Origin of the sequence: Mesobacillus boroniphilus (genome assembly GCF_018424685.1) — a bacterium.
GTDB lineage: Bacteria > Bacillota > Bacilli > Bacillales > Cytobacillaceae > Mesobacillus > Mesobacillus boroniphilus_A.
Window position 1 is genome coordinate 2110653 of sequence record NZ_QTKX01000001.1, and the last position, 16452, is coordinate 2127104.

Below are 16452 nucleotides of genomic sequence, written 5' to 3' on the forward strand. Positions count from 1 at the left end.
CTTTATTTATTTCTCTTTTGTATACGGTTTTCTCGTTTTTTTATTTTATCCATCTCATATTTCATCTTCTTTTTATAGCCTGGTTTTACCTTTTTAGGCTTGGAAACGAGCGTCTTTGCCTTCGCCTCGCCAGTAGTTTCCTTTTTCTTTCTGTTCAGGCGTCTGTTCCGTTCCTCGATTTCGGTAAGTTCACCCTTTTTCAAATCAATATTTTTAAAAGTGATGCCCATCTTTTCAAGGCGGATCAATGCATCTTCATCACTCTGCTCATAAATCGTCAAGGCAATTCCTGATGAACCAGCACGTGCTGTCCTTCCTACCCTGTGGATATAAAAATCAAGGTCCGTCGGCAACTCATAGTTGATGACATGGCTGATACCCTGGATATCGATTCCTCTTGCGGCCAGGTCAGTAGCTACAAGATACTGGAACTCAAGATCCTTGATCTGCTTCATGACACGCTTACGTTCTCGTGGGCTCAGGTCACCATGGATACGACCAACCTTCATTCCTTTTTGGATCAAACCATCGGCAATTTCGTCAGCTTTTTTCTTCGTATTAGCAAATACAAGTCCCAAATATGGGTTAAACGCAAGAAGAGCTGAATGCACAAGCCCGATTTTATCACGATGCCTTGAAGGTAGAAGGATATGTTCAATCTTCTCTGCAGTAGCCTGTTTAGGATCGATTTGTACATATTTTGGGTTTTCCATGTACTTTTTCAAGAATGGTTTTAATTTTTCAGGAATCGTCGCTGAAAACACAAGCATTTGAAGCTTTTCTGGCATACGGGATGCAAACTGGTCAATGTCCTCGATGAATCCCATATCTAGCATTAAGTCGGCCTCATCGATCACCAGCATGTTCGCGGTATGCACAAATAGCGCATTTTCTTTGACCAGGTCGTTAATCCTTCCTGGGGTACCAATGACGATTTGTGGTTGGGTCTTAAGCTTTTCAATCGTTCTTTGCTTGTCCGTCCCGCCTATATAGCAACGAGCTGTGATCTGCTCTCCCTGCGGAGCGTGTTCAGCAATTTTTAGAACTTCATGATAAATTTGGTTGGCAAGCTCACGCGTTGGCGCAGCGATCACTGCCTGGACTTCATTGCGTGATGGATTAAGCTTATCCATGATTGGCAGTACATAGGCATGCGTCTTTCCCGTTCCAGTCTGGGATTGCCCGATGGCGCTTTCACCCTTCAGGATTGTGGGAATAAGACGTTCCTGGATTTCAGTCGGCTCATAAAAACCTAGTTTATTGATCGCATCTATAATGAACGGCTTCAATTCATAACGATTAAATTTTGTTTCACTCATTGAAAATCTCCTTTTTTCACCCTGTCCCCTTGGTAAATTGGGGAATACAGCTCGTTCCGTAAGCTGTCTCTTCAGGTTCATCCTGTAATTATAATAAAGATTGCAGAAAATCTCCAATCAGTACTATCTTAACCTTTCCTTATAAAAAAACAAACCTGTTTCGCAAACATACTTTTTTCTTAAACCAATCTTGATTATATGCATACTCTAGTAAGAGATGAAATATTGGGAAAGGAGGGGTCACGATGCTACAAGGACCCCGTATGAACTTACGCGGGATGCAGAATCGGTTTAATGGTCCTGGTATGATGAGAGGTCCCGGTATGATGGGAGGTCCTGGTATGGGACAGCGTCAGATGTATCCAAATCCATTCGGTCCTGGATCCGGGATGCCACAAGGGCAAATACCTCGGATGATGGGAAGAAATACTCAATCACGCCAGGGCGGAGGACTGCTTTCAAAGATTTTAGGAAAAGGCACCAGAAGCCAGGGGAATGGAATTTCAGGTTTATTATCAGGCGGAAATGTGCCGGCGCGTGGAGCCACCTCAGGCGGAGGAATCCTGAAAACCCTCGCTGATCCATCTGCGCTGAATGGATTTCTCACCAACACTCAAAAAGTCCTTAACACAGCACAGCAATTCGGTCCGATGGTCCAGCAATACGGTCCTCTTGTCCGTAATCTGCCTTCGATGTGGAAACTGTACAGAGGATTGAAGGATCTGCCGGATGCTGATGAACCAAAAGCCGAGGAAGAAACGAATGAAACATCCGATAAAAAAAAGAAACCAAAAAAATCAAAAAAGGCTAATAGCAATTCCCCAACACAAAAAAAGACCGTCAAAAAGCAAAGCAATAATGCAGCTTCTTCTCCAAAATTGTTCATATAAATTGGATAACAGTTAATTCATTCCTTCTGGAAAGTCACTTTTGTATTCTTTCTACAAGTCTTATATAATAAAAGAAAGAATCAGAGGTACTCTTAGGAGGATGACTCAATGAATGTAATTAAAATATCGCCACGCGGATATTGCTATGGTGTTGTTGATGCCATGGTCATTGCACGAAATGCTGCATTGGATAAAAGCTTGCCGCGTCCTATATATATACTTGGGATGATTGTCCATAATAAGCATGTCACTGATGCATTTGAAGAAGAAGGCATCATTACATTGGATGGTAACAACCGCAAGGAAATCCTTGAAAAGGTTGAAGGCGGAACAGTTATTTTTACAGCACACGGCATTTCCCCCGAAGTCAGGGAGCTTGCCAAGAAAAAGGGACTTGTCTCAATTGATGCGACATGTCCGGACGTGACAAACACTCATAATCTGATCAGGGAAAAAGAAAAAGAAGGCTTTGAGGTCATTTACATCGGCAAAAAAGGGCATCCTGAGCCAGAGGGCGCTGTCGGTGTTGCGCCAGGGATTGTACATCTTGTGGAAACTGCAGCGGATGTAGAGGCTTTGGATTTGCAGGCTGAGAAGTTGATCGTAACCAACCAGACAACGATGAGCCAGTGGGATGTTGGCGACATCATGGAAAAAGTGAAAGAAAAGTACCCTCACTCTGAGGTTCATAGAGAAATTTGCATGGCAACGCAAGTACGCCAGGAGGCTGTAGCCGAGCAGGCGAAAGAAGCAGATGTCCTGATTGTCGTCGGCGATCCAAAGAGCAATAACTCAAACCGTCTCGCACAGGTATCCGAAGAAATCGCAGGAACAAAAGCATATCGGATTGCTGATATTACAGAGCTGAATATGGATTGGGTCAAAGATGCTGAAACAGTCGCGGTTACATCTGGAGCATCGACTCCGACACCGATCACTAAAGAGGTCATTACCTTCCTCGAACAGTTTGATAAGGCAAACGAAGAAACCTGGGTAAAAGAGAAAAAGGTACCTCTTCATAAAATCCTGCCAAAAGTTAAGAAGACTGAGGCAAACGTATAATAACTGAAAGCAGCCTGAATTCAATTCAGGCTGCTTTCTTGTTTTCGTTATTTGCGGGTTCGGGTAACCGAAATTCCTATCGGCTTTGGTCGCTGCTTAGGTGTTCCTGTGACCGAAACTGGAACCGGAAACGATTTTAGTGCACAACTGACCCCGTTCTGCGACCGAAACTAATGCCAGAAACGTTTTTCGGGCGCAACTGACCTCGTTCTGCGACCGAAACTGATGCCAAAAGAAGTTTTCAGTCCCAACACTGCCCTAATGCCAGCAACCTGGTTCGTTCAGATCCAACAATCTACATAAAAGTAAATGGATCTGTCCCTATTTCAGAAGGAATAAAGCTCACTTCATATCCTTTTTCTTTGCATAGTCCTTCCATCATCGTGGCGACTCCTTTTTTCATGACCTTCTCGACATTATGTCCCGGATCAATCATATTCAGGCCAGCCATCAGCGCGTCATGTGCTGTGTGATAGTAAATATCCCCTGTAACATAAACGTCTGCCCCGCGGAATTTTGCCTGGGAGTAATACTTATTTCCGTCACCACCAAGGACAGCTACTTTTTTCACCTTTGCGTTTAAGTCGCCGACAACGCGAACTTTTTCCACACCCAAAGCTTCCTTTACAACATTAGCATATTCAGAAAGGGTCGTTTCTTCGACTTGTCCGATTCTGCCAAGTCCAAGTTGTTCTCCATTATTCTCAAGTCGATATACATCATAGGCTACTTCCTCGTAAGGATGAGCCTTGATCATAGCCTGGATGACTTTCTTTTCAATACTTTGTGGAAAAACAGTTTCTACCCGCACTTCATTGACTGCTTCAAGCTTTCCTTGTTCGCCGATATGAGGATCTGTGTTTTCTCCAGGCAGGAAACGTCCTTCACCCGCCCCGGAGAACGAACAATGGCTATAATTGCCGATTGCCCCTGCTCCTGCATTTCCTAACGCTTCCCGCAGACGTTCAGCATCTTCCTCTGGCACGAAAACGACAAGCTTTTTCAACTGGTCCTCATAGGTCGGTACAAGCACTTGAGCGTTCTTTAAACCTAGTGCAGCAGCAAGCAGATCATTTACGCCTCCTTTTGCCACATCCAGGTTCGTATGTGCAGCATAAACTGCGATGTCATGCTTGATTAGCTTGGCTATCATTCTCCCAGCTGGAGTGTCCGTCGCGATTTTTTTCAATGGCCGGAAAATTGGCGGATGATGTGCGATAATTAACTGTGCATTTTTGGCAATTGCCTCCTCCACCACTTCCTCTGTTACATCAAGAGCAACTAGGACGTTCTCGACTGTTTGGTTCAACGCTCCTATTTGCAGGCCAACCTTATCGCCTTCCATCGCAAATGCCTTAGGAGAAAATTGTTCAAAAAGCTGGATCACTTCATGCCCATTCACTTTTTTCACTGTAACGCCTCCTCTGCCATCTTTAATTTCGTTCTCAGTTCCTGTCTCTTACTAGCTGTATCATCATTCTGCACAGCGTCATCAAGCTGCTTTAAGATACGCTCCCAATTTCTCTTTTCAGCTTTCCACTTTTCTTTGAATACTTCTGGCTTTTCTTTTAGCAGAAATGGCCCAAACAATATTCCAATTTCAAGATTGATATGCTGATATGGCTTTAATGGTTCGCCTTTCTCCGCTACAAGGATTTCATAAATTTTCCGATCTTCTTCAAGAATTTCTTCTTTGATTAGTTCCCAGCCATTGTCGATCAACCATCTGCGCACCGCAAAGCTGCCAACATTTGGCTGAAGGACAAGCCTGCTGACTCCTTCTAGTTTCGATTTTCCTTTTTCAAGGATCGTTGAAATCAAAGTACCGCCCATACCCGCGATGGTAATGCAATCCACCTCTCCTGGTTCGATTGCTTCAAGACCGTCCCCTTTTCTGACCGAAATCTTGTCTGTTAGACTTTCCTCCTGAACCTGCTCGAGGGCAGATTGGAATGGTCCTTCTGCTACCTCGCCAGCAATCGCCATTGGAACAGTTCCCTTTTTAACAACATTACAAGGAAGGTAGGCATGGTCGGATCCAATATCTGCCAACCTAGCACCTTCAGGTATATTATTTGCAACGGCTTCAAGCCTGTTTGAGAGTTTTTCAGTATTCATACAAGTCACCTACTAAATCTTATTTTGCTTTTATTAGTATATGAAAACTGCATACCCCTTGTCCAATTATGTATGAGGAAAAAAGTAAAGGCTCTTTGCCAAAGCAAAGAGCCTTTAAAGATTACTTCAATTCATTAACGATCCATTCTGCCATTTGATCTTCCTTACCCGCAGCCAGACCAGGAGGCATTGCTCCTTTTCCATTAACCAGGATATCTTTGATTTCTTCCTGTGAGTACTTGCTGCCTACGCCTTTCAATGAAGGACCTGAAACGCCTTCATACTGGTTTCCGTGGCACATCGCGCATGATTGCTGGTAAAAATCCTCCGGGTTTGCTTCAGCAGTTTCTTCAGTCTTTTCACCGCCGCCTTCTTTTTCCTTTGCCAGATCCTTGGAATCCCCAACACCCTTGAAAGAAAGCAGGAACATCAAGCCGATTCCCATTACCATGATCAATACGAACGGGATAATTGGATTACGATTCATCATATACCCTCCTTTATGTACAACATCTACTTAAATAATGATTTCACACAGATATTATTTTACTTGAAAAACGTTTACAGGGAAAGTAAAAAAGCAAACTTTGTCACACTTGTTCACAATTTAGACAAAAAACTTCATCATTTGATGAAGTTTTTTCTGTATAAAGCATATTTAGGATACCCTTTTAGCAGCCAATTAATCTTGCAATAACCATTCTTTGGACTTCTGATGTACCCTCACCGATCTCTAGCAGCTTCGCATCCCTCATATAACGTTCCACTTCATATTCTCTCATATAGCCGTATCCGCCATGTATTTGGACAGCCTGATCGGCCACTTCCATGGCAATTTCTGAAGCATAGAGCTTACACATTGATGCTTCCTTTGAAAATGGGCGTCCCTGGTCCTTCAGCCAGGCAGCCTTATATACCATATTGCGTGCGAGTTCAATTTTCATTGCCATGTCCGCAAGCTTGAACTGGATAGCCTGAAACTGTGATATCTGTCTGCCGAATTGCTGTCTTTCTTTAGCATACTGCAAAGCTTTTTCATAAGCGGCCTGAGCTACTCCTACAGCCATTGCGCCTATGCCGATCCTTCCGCCGTCCAGCGTCACAAGGAATTGCTTGAATCCATCCCCTTTCCTGCCTAGCAGATTCTCAACAGGAACGTGGACATCCTCCATCACAAGCTGAGTAGTATTCGAAGCATTCAATCCCATTTTTTCATAATTATCGATAACAGAAAATCCTGGTGCATCTGTTGGTACAATAATCGCACTTATTTCCTTTTTGCCGTCCACATTACCAGTGATTGCAGTCATTGCGAGATGTTTGGCATAGCTGGCATTTGTGATAAAGTTCTTACTGCCGTTGATGATGTATTCACCATCTATCTCTTTGGCTGTCGTCTGGGTTCCTCCTGCATCCGACCCAGCATTCGGTTCTGTCAGCCCAAATGCCCCCAGGGACTCGCCTGTACATATTGGCGTTAAATATTTTTGTTTCTGCTCTTCTGTGCCAAATAGATTTATAGGAGCACCGCCGAGGGATATATGTGCAGAATATGTAATCCCCGTGGAAGCACAGGCCTTGCTCAGCTCCTCTGTGACAATTGCGAAACTGACCGTATCAGCTCCCGCTCCGCCATATTCCTCTGGGAAAGGTAAGCCCAGCATTCCAAGTTCTCCTAGCTTTTTGAAAATTTCTGTCGGAAACTGTTTAGTTTTATCTCTTTCAATCGCTCCTGGAGCAACTTCTTCCTCCGCAAATTCTCTGATTGTCCTTTTAATCATTGCCTGTTCTGATGTTAAATCAAAATTCATTTCCATCCCCCTTAAAACATTGAATGCGTTTACATTCTTCATTATAAAGGTGAACAAACAATTTTCTCAACATTTAAAAACTTTAAAATTATTAAATATTATACAAATATAGCAATCACCAGGACGATTAGCCCTATGATTCCTGAGAGCTTGAAGCTAACCATTGTCCATTTTATGCCTGCTGCTAACCACAACAAACAGTTTAGCGCCGTTACAATGTAAAGGCTGGCGGGATGGTTTGGCAATATTATTTCAACCGCCTGAACAGATGTAATCAGTAAAAGAAGTGCCGAAGCAAGTAATGGGATTAAATCAAAAAAAGATTTTTTTAACAGGTAAAGAGCTAATGAAAGTGTGCTAATACCAAAAAAAGTGATTAGGGCAGTTTGCAAAAAGATCGACAATTCAGTAAAATAAAATAAAAAAACTGAAAGCGATAACAATCCAACTAAAATGAAACTTACCAATGCTTTCATGCGGCTTGGCCTTTTCCCCAGAGTTGAAGGGGCTTCAGAACTTCCCTCTGAATACAGGTTCAAGAGGAAATTACAGTAGTGCTCCGGCAGCAGCCTGTTTTGTTTCCAGTACTTAATTTCATTGGTGATGATTTTCCTGCGATGTTCATCCATATGTCGGCACATCCTGTCTTATTGATTATCCGAGCTAATTGTCGGGGGAAAGAACATAAAAAAAGGAATAATTTACTTTTATTTTAAAAAGTAAATTATTCCTTGGCAATCCTATTCTAAAAAGTCTTTCAATCGTTTGCTGCGACTTGGGTGTCTCAGCTTACGAAGTGCCTTAGCTTCAATCTGGCGTATACGTTCGCGCGTAACACCAAATACCTTACCCACTTCTTCCAATGTACGAGTACGTCCATCATCAAGACCGAAACGGAGTCTAAGGACGTTCTCTTCACGGTCAGTAAGCGTATCAAGGACATCCTCCAGCTGTTCCTTCAAAAGCTCATACGCAGCATGTTCAGAAGGAGAGGTAGCATCCTGGTCCTCAATGAAATCTCCAAGGTGGGAATCATCTTCTTCCCCAATCGGCGTTTCGAGAGATACAGGCTCCTGGGCAATCTTAAGGATTTCGCGTACTTTTTCTGGTGACAGATCCATGTCTTCGCCGATCTCTTCAGGAGTTGGTTCGCGGCCTAAGTCCTGAAGAAGCTGCCTTTGTACACGAATCAATTTATTGATTGTTTCAACCATATGGACAGGGATCCTGATTGTCCTTGCCTGGTCAGCGATAGCACGAGTAATCGCCTGACGAATCCACCAAGTAGCATAGGTACTGAACTTAAACCCTTTACGGTAGTCAAACTTTTCTACTGCCTTAATTAAGCCCATGTTCCCTTCCTGAATAAGGTCAAGGAATAACATACCGCGGCCAACATAGCGTTTCGCGATACTAACTACGAGTCGAAGGTTCGCTTCAGCAAGGCGTCTTTTGGCTTCTTCATCGCCCTGTTCAATTCTTTCTGCAAGATTGATTTCCTCTTCTGCAGAAAGCAAGTCAACTCGGCCGATTTCTTTTAAATACATCCTTACCGGGTCATTGATCTTAACTCCCGGCGGGACACTTAAGTCATTCAAGTCGAATTCTTCATCGTCCTTTGCAAGCTGTTTGAGGTCTGGGTCTTCAACCTCATCGCTTTCACCAACGAGTTCAATCCCTTGTTCACCAAGGAACTCATAATACTCATCCATTTGATCGGAATCAAGGTCGAAGCTTGATAGCCTCTCTGCGATATCATCATAAGCAAGGACGCCTGTTTTCTTACCCAGTGCCGTTAACTGGTCTTTTACTTGTTCAACCGTCACTTCATTTTCGGTGACTTCTTTAGAACGGGCTGACTTTTCAGCCATATGTCCCCCTCCTTCCAAAAATCAAAAACAATCAGCATAAGCTTTATAAGGTCTTGCGCAATTGGATAATTTCCGTTGCGATAGCCGCAGCGCGCAAGAAGTCGTTTTGTCGTTCTGCCTGTTTTTGTTCTGCCATTTTTTCCTTTATTTTTAACATTTTTTGATAATTCAAGACCTGCTTGATATAATCAGATAATTCCTGGTCATTGATCTCCTCGTTAAGAGGCATCATCTCTATATCAGCAACGACCCTTTTTAGCTTATTATCCTGGAGATAATTTAAGAACGCGCTTGGGTCAGGATCATGTCCTTTTTCATAGTATGCAAATAAATAAGTAATAATAGCCTGATGTTCATCAATGTTCAATGTACTTCCTGCAAGCATTTCCTGCACCTTATATGCAACGTCGGCGTCTCTCATCATATGAAAGATCATTCGCCTTTCCGCAGTGTGGTATGCAGGCTTGAGTTCTGATTTCCTGGCATAGCTTGCAGGTCTTGATTCCGCTCGCGGCTGATTTTGCCTTTTCGGGCCCGATGCCTGAGCCAACTGATTGATTTGTTGGACTAATGCATCAAGAGATAGCGAAAATTCATTCGCAAGCTGCCTCAAGTACAGGTCTTTTTCTACTGCTTTATCGAGTGTACTGATTTCTTTAAGTACTTCTTCGATATATTGGAGGCGATCTCCTTCATTCTGAAGGTTTTTCCCTCGGCGATAATATATTAATTTAAATGCCATCAAAGTGGCGCTGGAGCCAATAATATCGTTCCTGAATTTTTCCTCACCATGCACCTTTATGAAGTCATCAGGATCCATCCCATCCGGCATTGTTGCAACCCTGACAGGTAATCCTGCTTTTGACAGCATGTTTGACGCCCTGAATGCCGCTTCTATACCGGCTTTGTCCGAGTCGTAACAAATCGTTACAGCTTGAACATTTCTTTTCAGCAAGGAAATATGTTCTTCAGTCAACGATGTCCCCATCGTGGCGACCCCGTTTTCTACTCCTGCACGGTTAGCGGAAATAACATCGGCGAAGCCTTCGAAAAGAACAGCTTGCTGCTGCTTACGGATCGAGCCACGCGCAAGGTGGAAATTATATAAAATTTTACTTTTGTTGAAGATTTGCGTTTCGGGACTATTTAGATATTTGGGTTCTTCGCCCCCTAGTGCCCGCCCTGAAAACGCAATCGTATTTCCCTGATGGTCGAGGATTGGGAACATTATCCTGTTCCTGAACCTGTCAAAGTATGTTTCATCGTTTTCCCGCTGGATGACCAGCCCTGCTTTCGAAATAAGATTCAGCGAAAACCCCCGTTTTTCAAGCAGTTTAACTGCAAAGTCCCATGAAGGCAGTGCATAGCCTATTTGGAAGCGGTCAATGGATTCTTGGGTAAATCCCCTGTTAAGAAGATATTCCAGGGCATCTTGACCCTCTTTTGTGTTTACAAGCAAATGGTGATAGAATTTACGCAATAGTTCATGCGCTTCGATCATTTGTTTCGAGCCTTCAGGCAGTTGTGTATTTTTGCCCGCAGCCGGTCCTTCCAGCTTTAGTTCAATTTTCGCCCTTTCCGCGAGCTTTACTGCAGCTTCTTGAAACGACAGGCCATCAATATCCATCAGGAATGAAAATACATTCCCGCCGGCACCACAACCAAAGCAGTGATAAATCTGCTTATCAGGTGAAACTGAAAATGATGGAGAGTTTTCCCCATGAAATGGACAAAGCCCAAAATAATTCCGACCTTGTTTTTTCAATTGGACATAATCACCAATGACATCGACTATTTCAACCGCCTGCCGGATTTCATTTACTTTTTCCTCGGCAATTCTCTCTGCCATAAGCATGACCTCTAATTAGTTGTGATTCCTTGAACATATCTTAAAATTCGACAAAAGCATGCTCAATTCCTTTATAAACTTTTCCCTGTCTTTTTCAGTAAAGGGTTTGGGTCCCTTACCATAGGATCCCTGCCTTCTTGCCCTGGCAGAAAGATACCTTAAGTCAAGGGCAGTCTGAATATCCTTTTCTTCAAATAAATTTCCCCTTGGAGAGATGGCATAAACCCCTTTCGCAATGAGGGTAGATGCAAGACCAATGTCCTGCGTCACCGCAAAATCACCTTTCTTAACGTGATTCATTAAATAAAGGTCTACAGCCTCCTTATGAGAATCGACAAATACCCAGTTCTGTCCTTGAAGGTCGTTCTTCATATGGGCATATGAAGCCACAAAAACAGCTTCGATGGAAAACTTCGAAGCGATTTCGACAATTTCCTTAATGACCGGGCAAGAGTCTGCATCAACAAAAAGGGTCTGACTGTTGATTTTACTAGTATTAATTCTACATCACTCCGCATATTCCTTCTTAAGGATTGTATTTTTTCAAGGGAATTTTGTCGAATTTTTTCGCGGTCAAAATCTTGACAACTGATAGTAAATAGTTTATTCGTAATCTGTCCAGTCTAAACCTAAACAGATACATTTTTATCACAATTTTTTATTATAGTATAAGAAAGGCTATTTTTCCATTATTTTTTCTCGGCTAATGCATTAATTCATTAAAGAACCGTCAAAAAGAAAAGCACATAACTAAATATGTGCTATTCGTCCATTTTTTTATTTCGGACCATATTAAGAATGACATTTGCAGTTTCTTCAACTGCTTTGTTTGTTACATCGATTACAGGACATCCTATTCTTTCAACGATCCCATCAAAATATTCTATCTCTTCCTTGATTCTTTCGATATTTGCATATATTGCTTGATCGTTCAAACCAAGTGATATTAACCTCTCACGGCGGATTTGGTTCAATTTATCCGGAGTAATCCTAAGGCCAAAGCATTTTTCCTTTGGAACAAGGAATAATTCCTCTGGAGGGTCGACTTCTGGCACAAGTGGTACATTCGCAACTTTGTAGCGCTTATGGGCGAGGTATTGTGATAATGGTGTCTTGGATGTTCTCGAGACTCCTACTAGGACAATATCGGCTTTCAAAATACCTCTTGGATCGCGGCCATCATCGTATTTTACTGCGAATTCGATTGCTTCAACTTTTTTGAAGTAATCTTCGTCAAGTTTACGGACAAGACCAGGTTCGTATAACGGAGTTTCACCACTTAGGCGCTGGATTTGCTGCATAAGCGGCCCGATGATGTCACAGGCATATATCCCTTCTTTAGTGGCAGATTCTTGAAGATATTCGCTAATATCGGGCTTGACCAGCGTATAGGCAATCATCCCTCCATCATGCTTAGCAAGTGAAATGACTTCGTCAATATGTACTTTATCCTCTACATAAGGGAACCTTTTTAGTGAAACATCCAAATGTTCGAATTGGCTGACGGCAGCCTTCGTGACTAGCTCTGCTGTCTCACCGACAGAGTCAGAAACCACATAAATAATAGGTGTTTTATTCATCTTTGACCAACCCCTTTTCTATTTGCTTCTTATTCCTCTGCCAAGGCCACAAAAGCCTTTGTAATGTTTGTCTTGGTCAATCTTCCTACCAACTCGTACCCATCATCTGTATCTTTGATGATCGGAAGGGCATCAATCTGCTTTTCAATTAATTCCTTGGCAGCATCAATAAGCAGGTCATCCCGACGGCACACTGTAATATTTGGCATTCTTGTCATGATGATATTAACCGGCAAAGTAGTAAGCTCCTGATTCCCAATGCTTGCTCTTAACAAATCCTTGCGAGAAAGGACACCTACTAGCCTTGAAGCTTTATCGACCACAAATAAAGTGCCTACATCTTCAAGGAACATCGTAACGATCGCATCGTAGACAGATACATTTTCAGGTACGACTACAGGGATGGACTGGTAATCCCTGACGAGAATTTTTTTTAGATTCTCCGAAAGCAGCTGATTTCCAGATTTGCCTGTATAGAAATATCCTACACGAGGTCTGGCATCCAAATACCCCGACATCGTCAGGATGGCAAGGTCGGGCCTTAGGGTAGCCCTTGTCAGATTTAACTTTTCGGCAATATGCTCCCCAGTGATCGGTCCGTTATCCTTTACGATTTGCAGAATATGCTCCTGGCGTTTATTCAGTTCGATTGTCCTCACCACCTAACGGGAGATTTTATATAAGCTGTTTTCACATTGGAGTGATTGAAAATTTATTAAGCTATATCCTGGTTTTTTAAAAATTATGCTTTGCCCAAGATTGTTCTGACAATGGAAGTTTTAGACTGACCGTAAAAACAGCTATTACGTAAAAAACCTAATAAAATCATTATATACTACAAGAGGTAAATAAAAGGAAGAAATTTTCTAACCATTTCATGACGATTTGTCCTGCATCTGTTCCCATCGCATAGCATCTTGTTAAAGTGCCTTCCTGTGCAGGAAGGCACTCAATGAAAGCATTTCATTTTTTACAGATGTTTACTTTACGACAATATCATTTACTTTCGCAAGCTTCATGATCAGAGTTGCCAGTGCAGCCATTTGATTTAGCCGGTTCTCACGCACATCCTGGTTATCAGACATGACCATTGTATGCTCAAAATAATCATTGATTTCTGGTTTGATGTCAACTAAAAGCTGATAATAAGAAGCAGCATCCATTCCGTCTTCAGCCTTCTTTCCTAGCTCCAGATACTTTTCATATAGCCTTTGTTCATACTCATTTTCGAATCGTTCTGGATCGATATCCCCAAGTACGTCTTTCTTGCTTGCGATATTAAGAACCCGGCTTAATGCTTCCATGCTTTCTTTAAAGCCTTCATTGCTGCTGGCAGCCTGGAGTGCTTCTGCTTTTTCAATCAGTCCAGATACAATACCGAACTCTCCGCCAAGTACTGCATCTATCAAATCGTAGCGGATTCCTCTCTCCTGCAACAAGTGCTTGACTCTCAATTTAAAGAATTGGATTAGGTCATGGTAAACTTCTTCGTCAGTGCGCTTTGTAATTCCTGCTTCTGATACAAGGTTAAGTGAAAGGCCGACAAGATTTTCAAGTGTGATATTCCATTTCTTTTCAATAAGGGTCTGCACGATCCCCGTCGCCTGTCTTCTCAATGCATAAGGATCTTGAGAACCACTAGGAATGATGCCAAGCGAGAAGAACGTAACAATAGTATCGAGTTTATCGGCTATAGCAACCAATGCTCCTGCTGGAGATGCAGGTATTGAATCTTCCGCGTTACGAGGCATGTAATGCTCATTAATTGCAGCTGCAACCTCTGGGCTTTCACCTTTTTGCAAAGCGTACTTTTCACCCATAATCCCTTGTAGTTCCGGGAACTCGTATACCATCTGTGAAACCAAATCGAATTTACTGATTTGGGCCGCCCGATCAGCAAATTTGATAACATCAGGCGAAAACTCCATTCTATCAGCAATCAAGCCTGCAAGCTTGCGTACTCTTTCTGATTTTTCAGCAATTGTTCCGATATCCTCGTGGTATACAACATTCTTCAATTTTTCCAATGCTGCATCAATCTGCATTCTTTGATCTTCTTTATAGAAAAATGCTGCATCCGCCAGTCGAGCTCTTAGAACTTTTTCGTTTCCACGGGCAACCTTTTCAATATGGAGGTGGTCACCGTTCCTTACTGTGATGAAAAGAGGCAGCAGGTCTCCGCTCTTGGATTTCACCGGAAAGTATCTTTGGTGCTCTTTCATGGAAGTGATTAGGACTTCGCTAGGGATTTCCAGGAATTCCTCTTCGAAACGGCCATATAACGCAGTTGGATATTCAACCAGGTTATTGACTTCTTCCAGCAAGTCTTCATCAACAGGGACTATCCAGCCGTTTTCCTCCTCAATTTTTTCAAGCTGAGAAGTAATGGCGTCCTTACGCTTTTGCGCGTCAGCAACAACATATTGTCCTAACAATGCTTCTTCATATTCCTGAGGAGCGGTTAAGTGGATTTCACCTTCTGCAAGGAATCGATGGCCTCTTGTTACGTTGCCAGTTTGGACACCAGCGATTTCAAATGGAACGACTTCATTTCCGAACATTGTAACAAGCCATTTGATTGGTCGAACATAACGAAGCTCGAGGTCGGCCCAGCGCATGTTTTTCGGGAAGGTCAATCCAGAAATGATAGCTTTCAATTCAACAAGCAGCTCAAAAGTATCCTTTCCTTTTATAAATTTCTTTACATGAGCATATTCAACACCGTTAATCTCTTTAAAATATATATCCTCAACGGTCAACCCCTGGCCGCGTGTAAAGCCAACCGCTGCTTTAGACCATTCTCCGTCCGCAGCAAGAGCTATTTTTTTAGCAGGGCCTTTTGCTTCTTCCTCGCTGTCTTCCTGGCGTTCATCAACATTCATGACAAGTAACGCAAGCCTGCGCGGTGTTGAATAAAGCTTGATTGCTTCAAAACCAATATTATTCGTTTTTAGCCAATTCTCCACCTTGGAAGCCAGCTGGTTTATGGTGTCAGTAATAAATCTTGCAGGCATTTCTTCCAAACCGATTTCAAGCAATAAATTCCGTTTAGTCATTTTCCACCTGCTCCTTCCGTTTAATGATTGGGAAGCCTAACTTTTCTCTTTCTTCATAGAACGTTTTTGCCACTTTCTTGGCGAGATTTCGGATACGGGCAATATAGCCGGTCCTTTCAGTTACGGAAATCGCTCCACGTGCATCAAGTATATTAAAAGTGTGAGAACACTTCAGGACATAGTCATATGCAGGGTGGACAAGCCCTTCATCCATTTGGCGATTTGCTTCTTTTTCATAAATATTGAAAAGGTTGAAAAGCATGTCTTTATCCGATGTTTCGAAAGTATATTTGGAATGCTCATATTCTGGCTGTCCAAATATGTCCCTTACAGTAAAACCGTTTGTCCATTCAAGATCAAAGACATTTTCTTTGTCCTGGATATAAGAGGCTAGTCGTTCAATTCCGTATGTAATCTCTACGGAAACTGGTTTGCAGTCAAGTCCGCCTACCTGTTGGAAATATGTGAATTGCGTGATTTCCATGCCATCCAGCCATACTTCCCAACCTAGGCCTGCGCATCCCAGGGATGGATTTTCCCAGTTGTCCTCTACGAAACGAATGTCGTGTTCAAGTGGATCAATACCCAAAGCTTTCAATGAATCCAGATAGAGTTCCTGAATATTGTCTGGAGAAGGCTTCATGATTACCTGGAATTGATGGTGCTGATAAAGCCTGTTTGGATTTTCTCCATAGCGACCGTCAGCCGGGCGGCGGGACGGCTCAACATACGCGACATTCCATGGTTCCGGGCCAATTGCACGTAGGAACGTGTATGGACTCATTGTTCCTGCACCTTTTTCGGTGTCATAAGCCTGCATAAGGACACATCCTTGTTCAGACCAGTGTTGTTGCAGTGTTAAAATCATATTTTGGATATTCATCATTACACCTCCG

Annotated in this window: 15 protein-coding genes; 2 read left to right on the plus strand and 13 right to left on the minus strand. The window is 42.7% G+C overall.

Translation table 11 applies throughout. The features are described from left to right. Positions 1–2 precede the first annotated feature (2 nt). Complete coding sequence (locus DYI25_RS10870; RefSeq protein ID WP_213368641.1) at positions 3–1319, minus strand: DEAD/DEAH box helicase; 1317 nt, start codon at positions 1317–1319, stop codon at positions 3–5. Between the two features lie 245 nt (positions 1320–1564). Here DYI25_RS10870 and DYI25_RS10875 point away from each other — a divergent pair, with 245 nt between their 5' ends. Together DYI25_RS10875 and DYI25_RS10880 are read left to right on the plus strand one after the other, a co-directional pair. After that, positions 1565–2209 carry a YqfQ family protein gene (locus DYI25_RS10875; RefSeq protein WP_249745305.1) on the plus strand — a complete coding sequence of 215 codons (645 nt, stop codon included), beginning with the start codon at positions 1565–1567 and terminating at the stop codon, positions 2207–2209. A 108-nt stretch (positions 2210–2317) separates the two neighbouring features. Beyond that, on the plus strand, positions 2318–3271 hold the full coding sequence (locus DYI25_RS10880) for a 4-hydroxy-3-methylbut-2-enyl diphosphate reductase (RefSeq protein ID WP_213368643.1): 954 nt from the start codon (positions 2318–2320) through the stop codon (positions 3269–3271). Positions 3272–3566: 295 nt separating this feature from the next. Here the strand turns inward: DYI25_RS10880 and DYI25_RS10885 are convergent, their stop codons facing one another. From DYI25_RS10885 to glyQ, 12 genes are all read right to left on the minus strand, one after another. Further along, on the minus strand, positions 3567–4682 hold the full coding sequence (locus DYI25_RS10885; RefSeq protein ID WP_213368645.1) for a Nif3-like dinuclear metal center hexameric protein: 1116 nt from the start codon (positions 4680–4682) through the stop codon (positions 3567–3569). Then, entirely contained in the window at positions 4679–5389 is a 711-nt protein-coding gene (locus DYI25_RS10890) for a tRNA (adenine(22)-N(1))-methyltransferase (protein ID WP_213368648.1), read from the minus strand. The genes DYI25_RS10885 and DYI25_RS10890 overlap by 4 nt, the downstream gene beginning before the upstream one ends. Before the next feature lie 121 nt (positions 5390–5510). After that, complete coding sequence (gene cccA, locus DYI25_RS10895) at positions 5511–5876, minus strand: cytochrome c550 (RefSeq protein WP_102263619.1); 366 nt, start codon at positions 5874–5876, stop codon at positions 5511–5513. 184 nt (positions 5877–6060) lie between these two features. Next, complete coding sequence (locus DYI25_RS10900) at positions 6061–7200, minus strand: acyl-CoA dehydrogenase family protein (RefSeq protein ID WP_213368650.1); 1140 nt, start codon at positions 7198–7200, stop codon at positions 6061–6063. A 98-nt stretch (positions 7201–7298) separates the two neighbouring features. Next, a complete protein-coding gene (locus DYI25_RS10905) occupies positions 7299–7676 on the minus strand; it encodes a hypothetical protein (RefSeq protein WP_213368652.1) in 378 nt (125 codons plus the stop codon). 264 nt (positions 7677–7940) lie between these two features. Beyond that, positions 7941–9071 carry an RNA polymerase sigma factor RpoD gene (rpoD, locus tag DYI25_RS10910; protein ID WP_213368654.1) on the minus strand — a complete coding sequence of 377 codons (1131 nt, stop codon included), beginning with the start codon at positions 9069–9071 and terminating at the stop codon, positions 7941–7943. A 43-nt stretch (positions 9072–9114) separates the two neighbouring features. After that, positions 9115–10920: a DNA primase gene (dnaG, locus tag DYI25_RS10915; RefSeq protein WP_213368656.1), complete on the minus strand. Its 1806-nt coding sequence runs from the start codon at positions 10918–10920 to the stop codon at positions 9115–9117. Between the two features lie 15 nt (positions 10921–10935). Continuing rightward, entirely contained in the window at positions 10936–11406 is a 471-nt protein-coding gene (locus DYI25_RS10920; RefSeq protein WP_213369558.1) for a YaiI/YqxD family protein, read from the minus strand. Between the two features lie 275 nt (positions 11407–11681). Further along, entirely contained in the window at positions 11682–12500 is an 819-nt protein-coding gene (locus DYI25_RS10925) for a pyruvate, water dikinase regulatory protein (RefSeq protein WP_213368658.1), read from the minus strand. A gap of 29 nt (positions 12501–12529) precedes the next feature. Further along, positions 12530–13159, minus strand: a complete 630-nt coding sequence (locus tag DYI25_RS10930) for a CBS domain-containing protein (protein WP_213368660.1) — start codon at positions 13157–13159, stop codon at positions 12530–12532. Positions 13160–13480: 321 nt separating this feature from the next. After that, complete coding sequence (glyS, locus tag DYI25_RS10935) at positions 13481–15556, minus strand: glycine--tRNA ligase subunit beta (protein ID WP_213368662.1); 2076 nt, start codon at positions 15554–15556, stop codon at positions 13481–13483. Further along, entirely contained in the window at positions 15549–16439 is an 891-nt protein-coding gene (glyQ, locus tag DYI25_RS10940; RefSeq protein ID WP_213369560.1) for a glycine--tRNA ligase subunit alpha, read from the minus strand. The genes glyS and glyQ overlap by 8 nt, the downstream gene beginning before the upstream one ends. Positions 16440–16452: the final 13 nt, after the last annotated feature.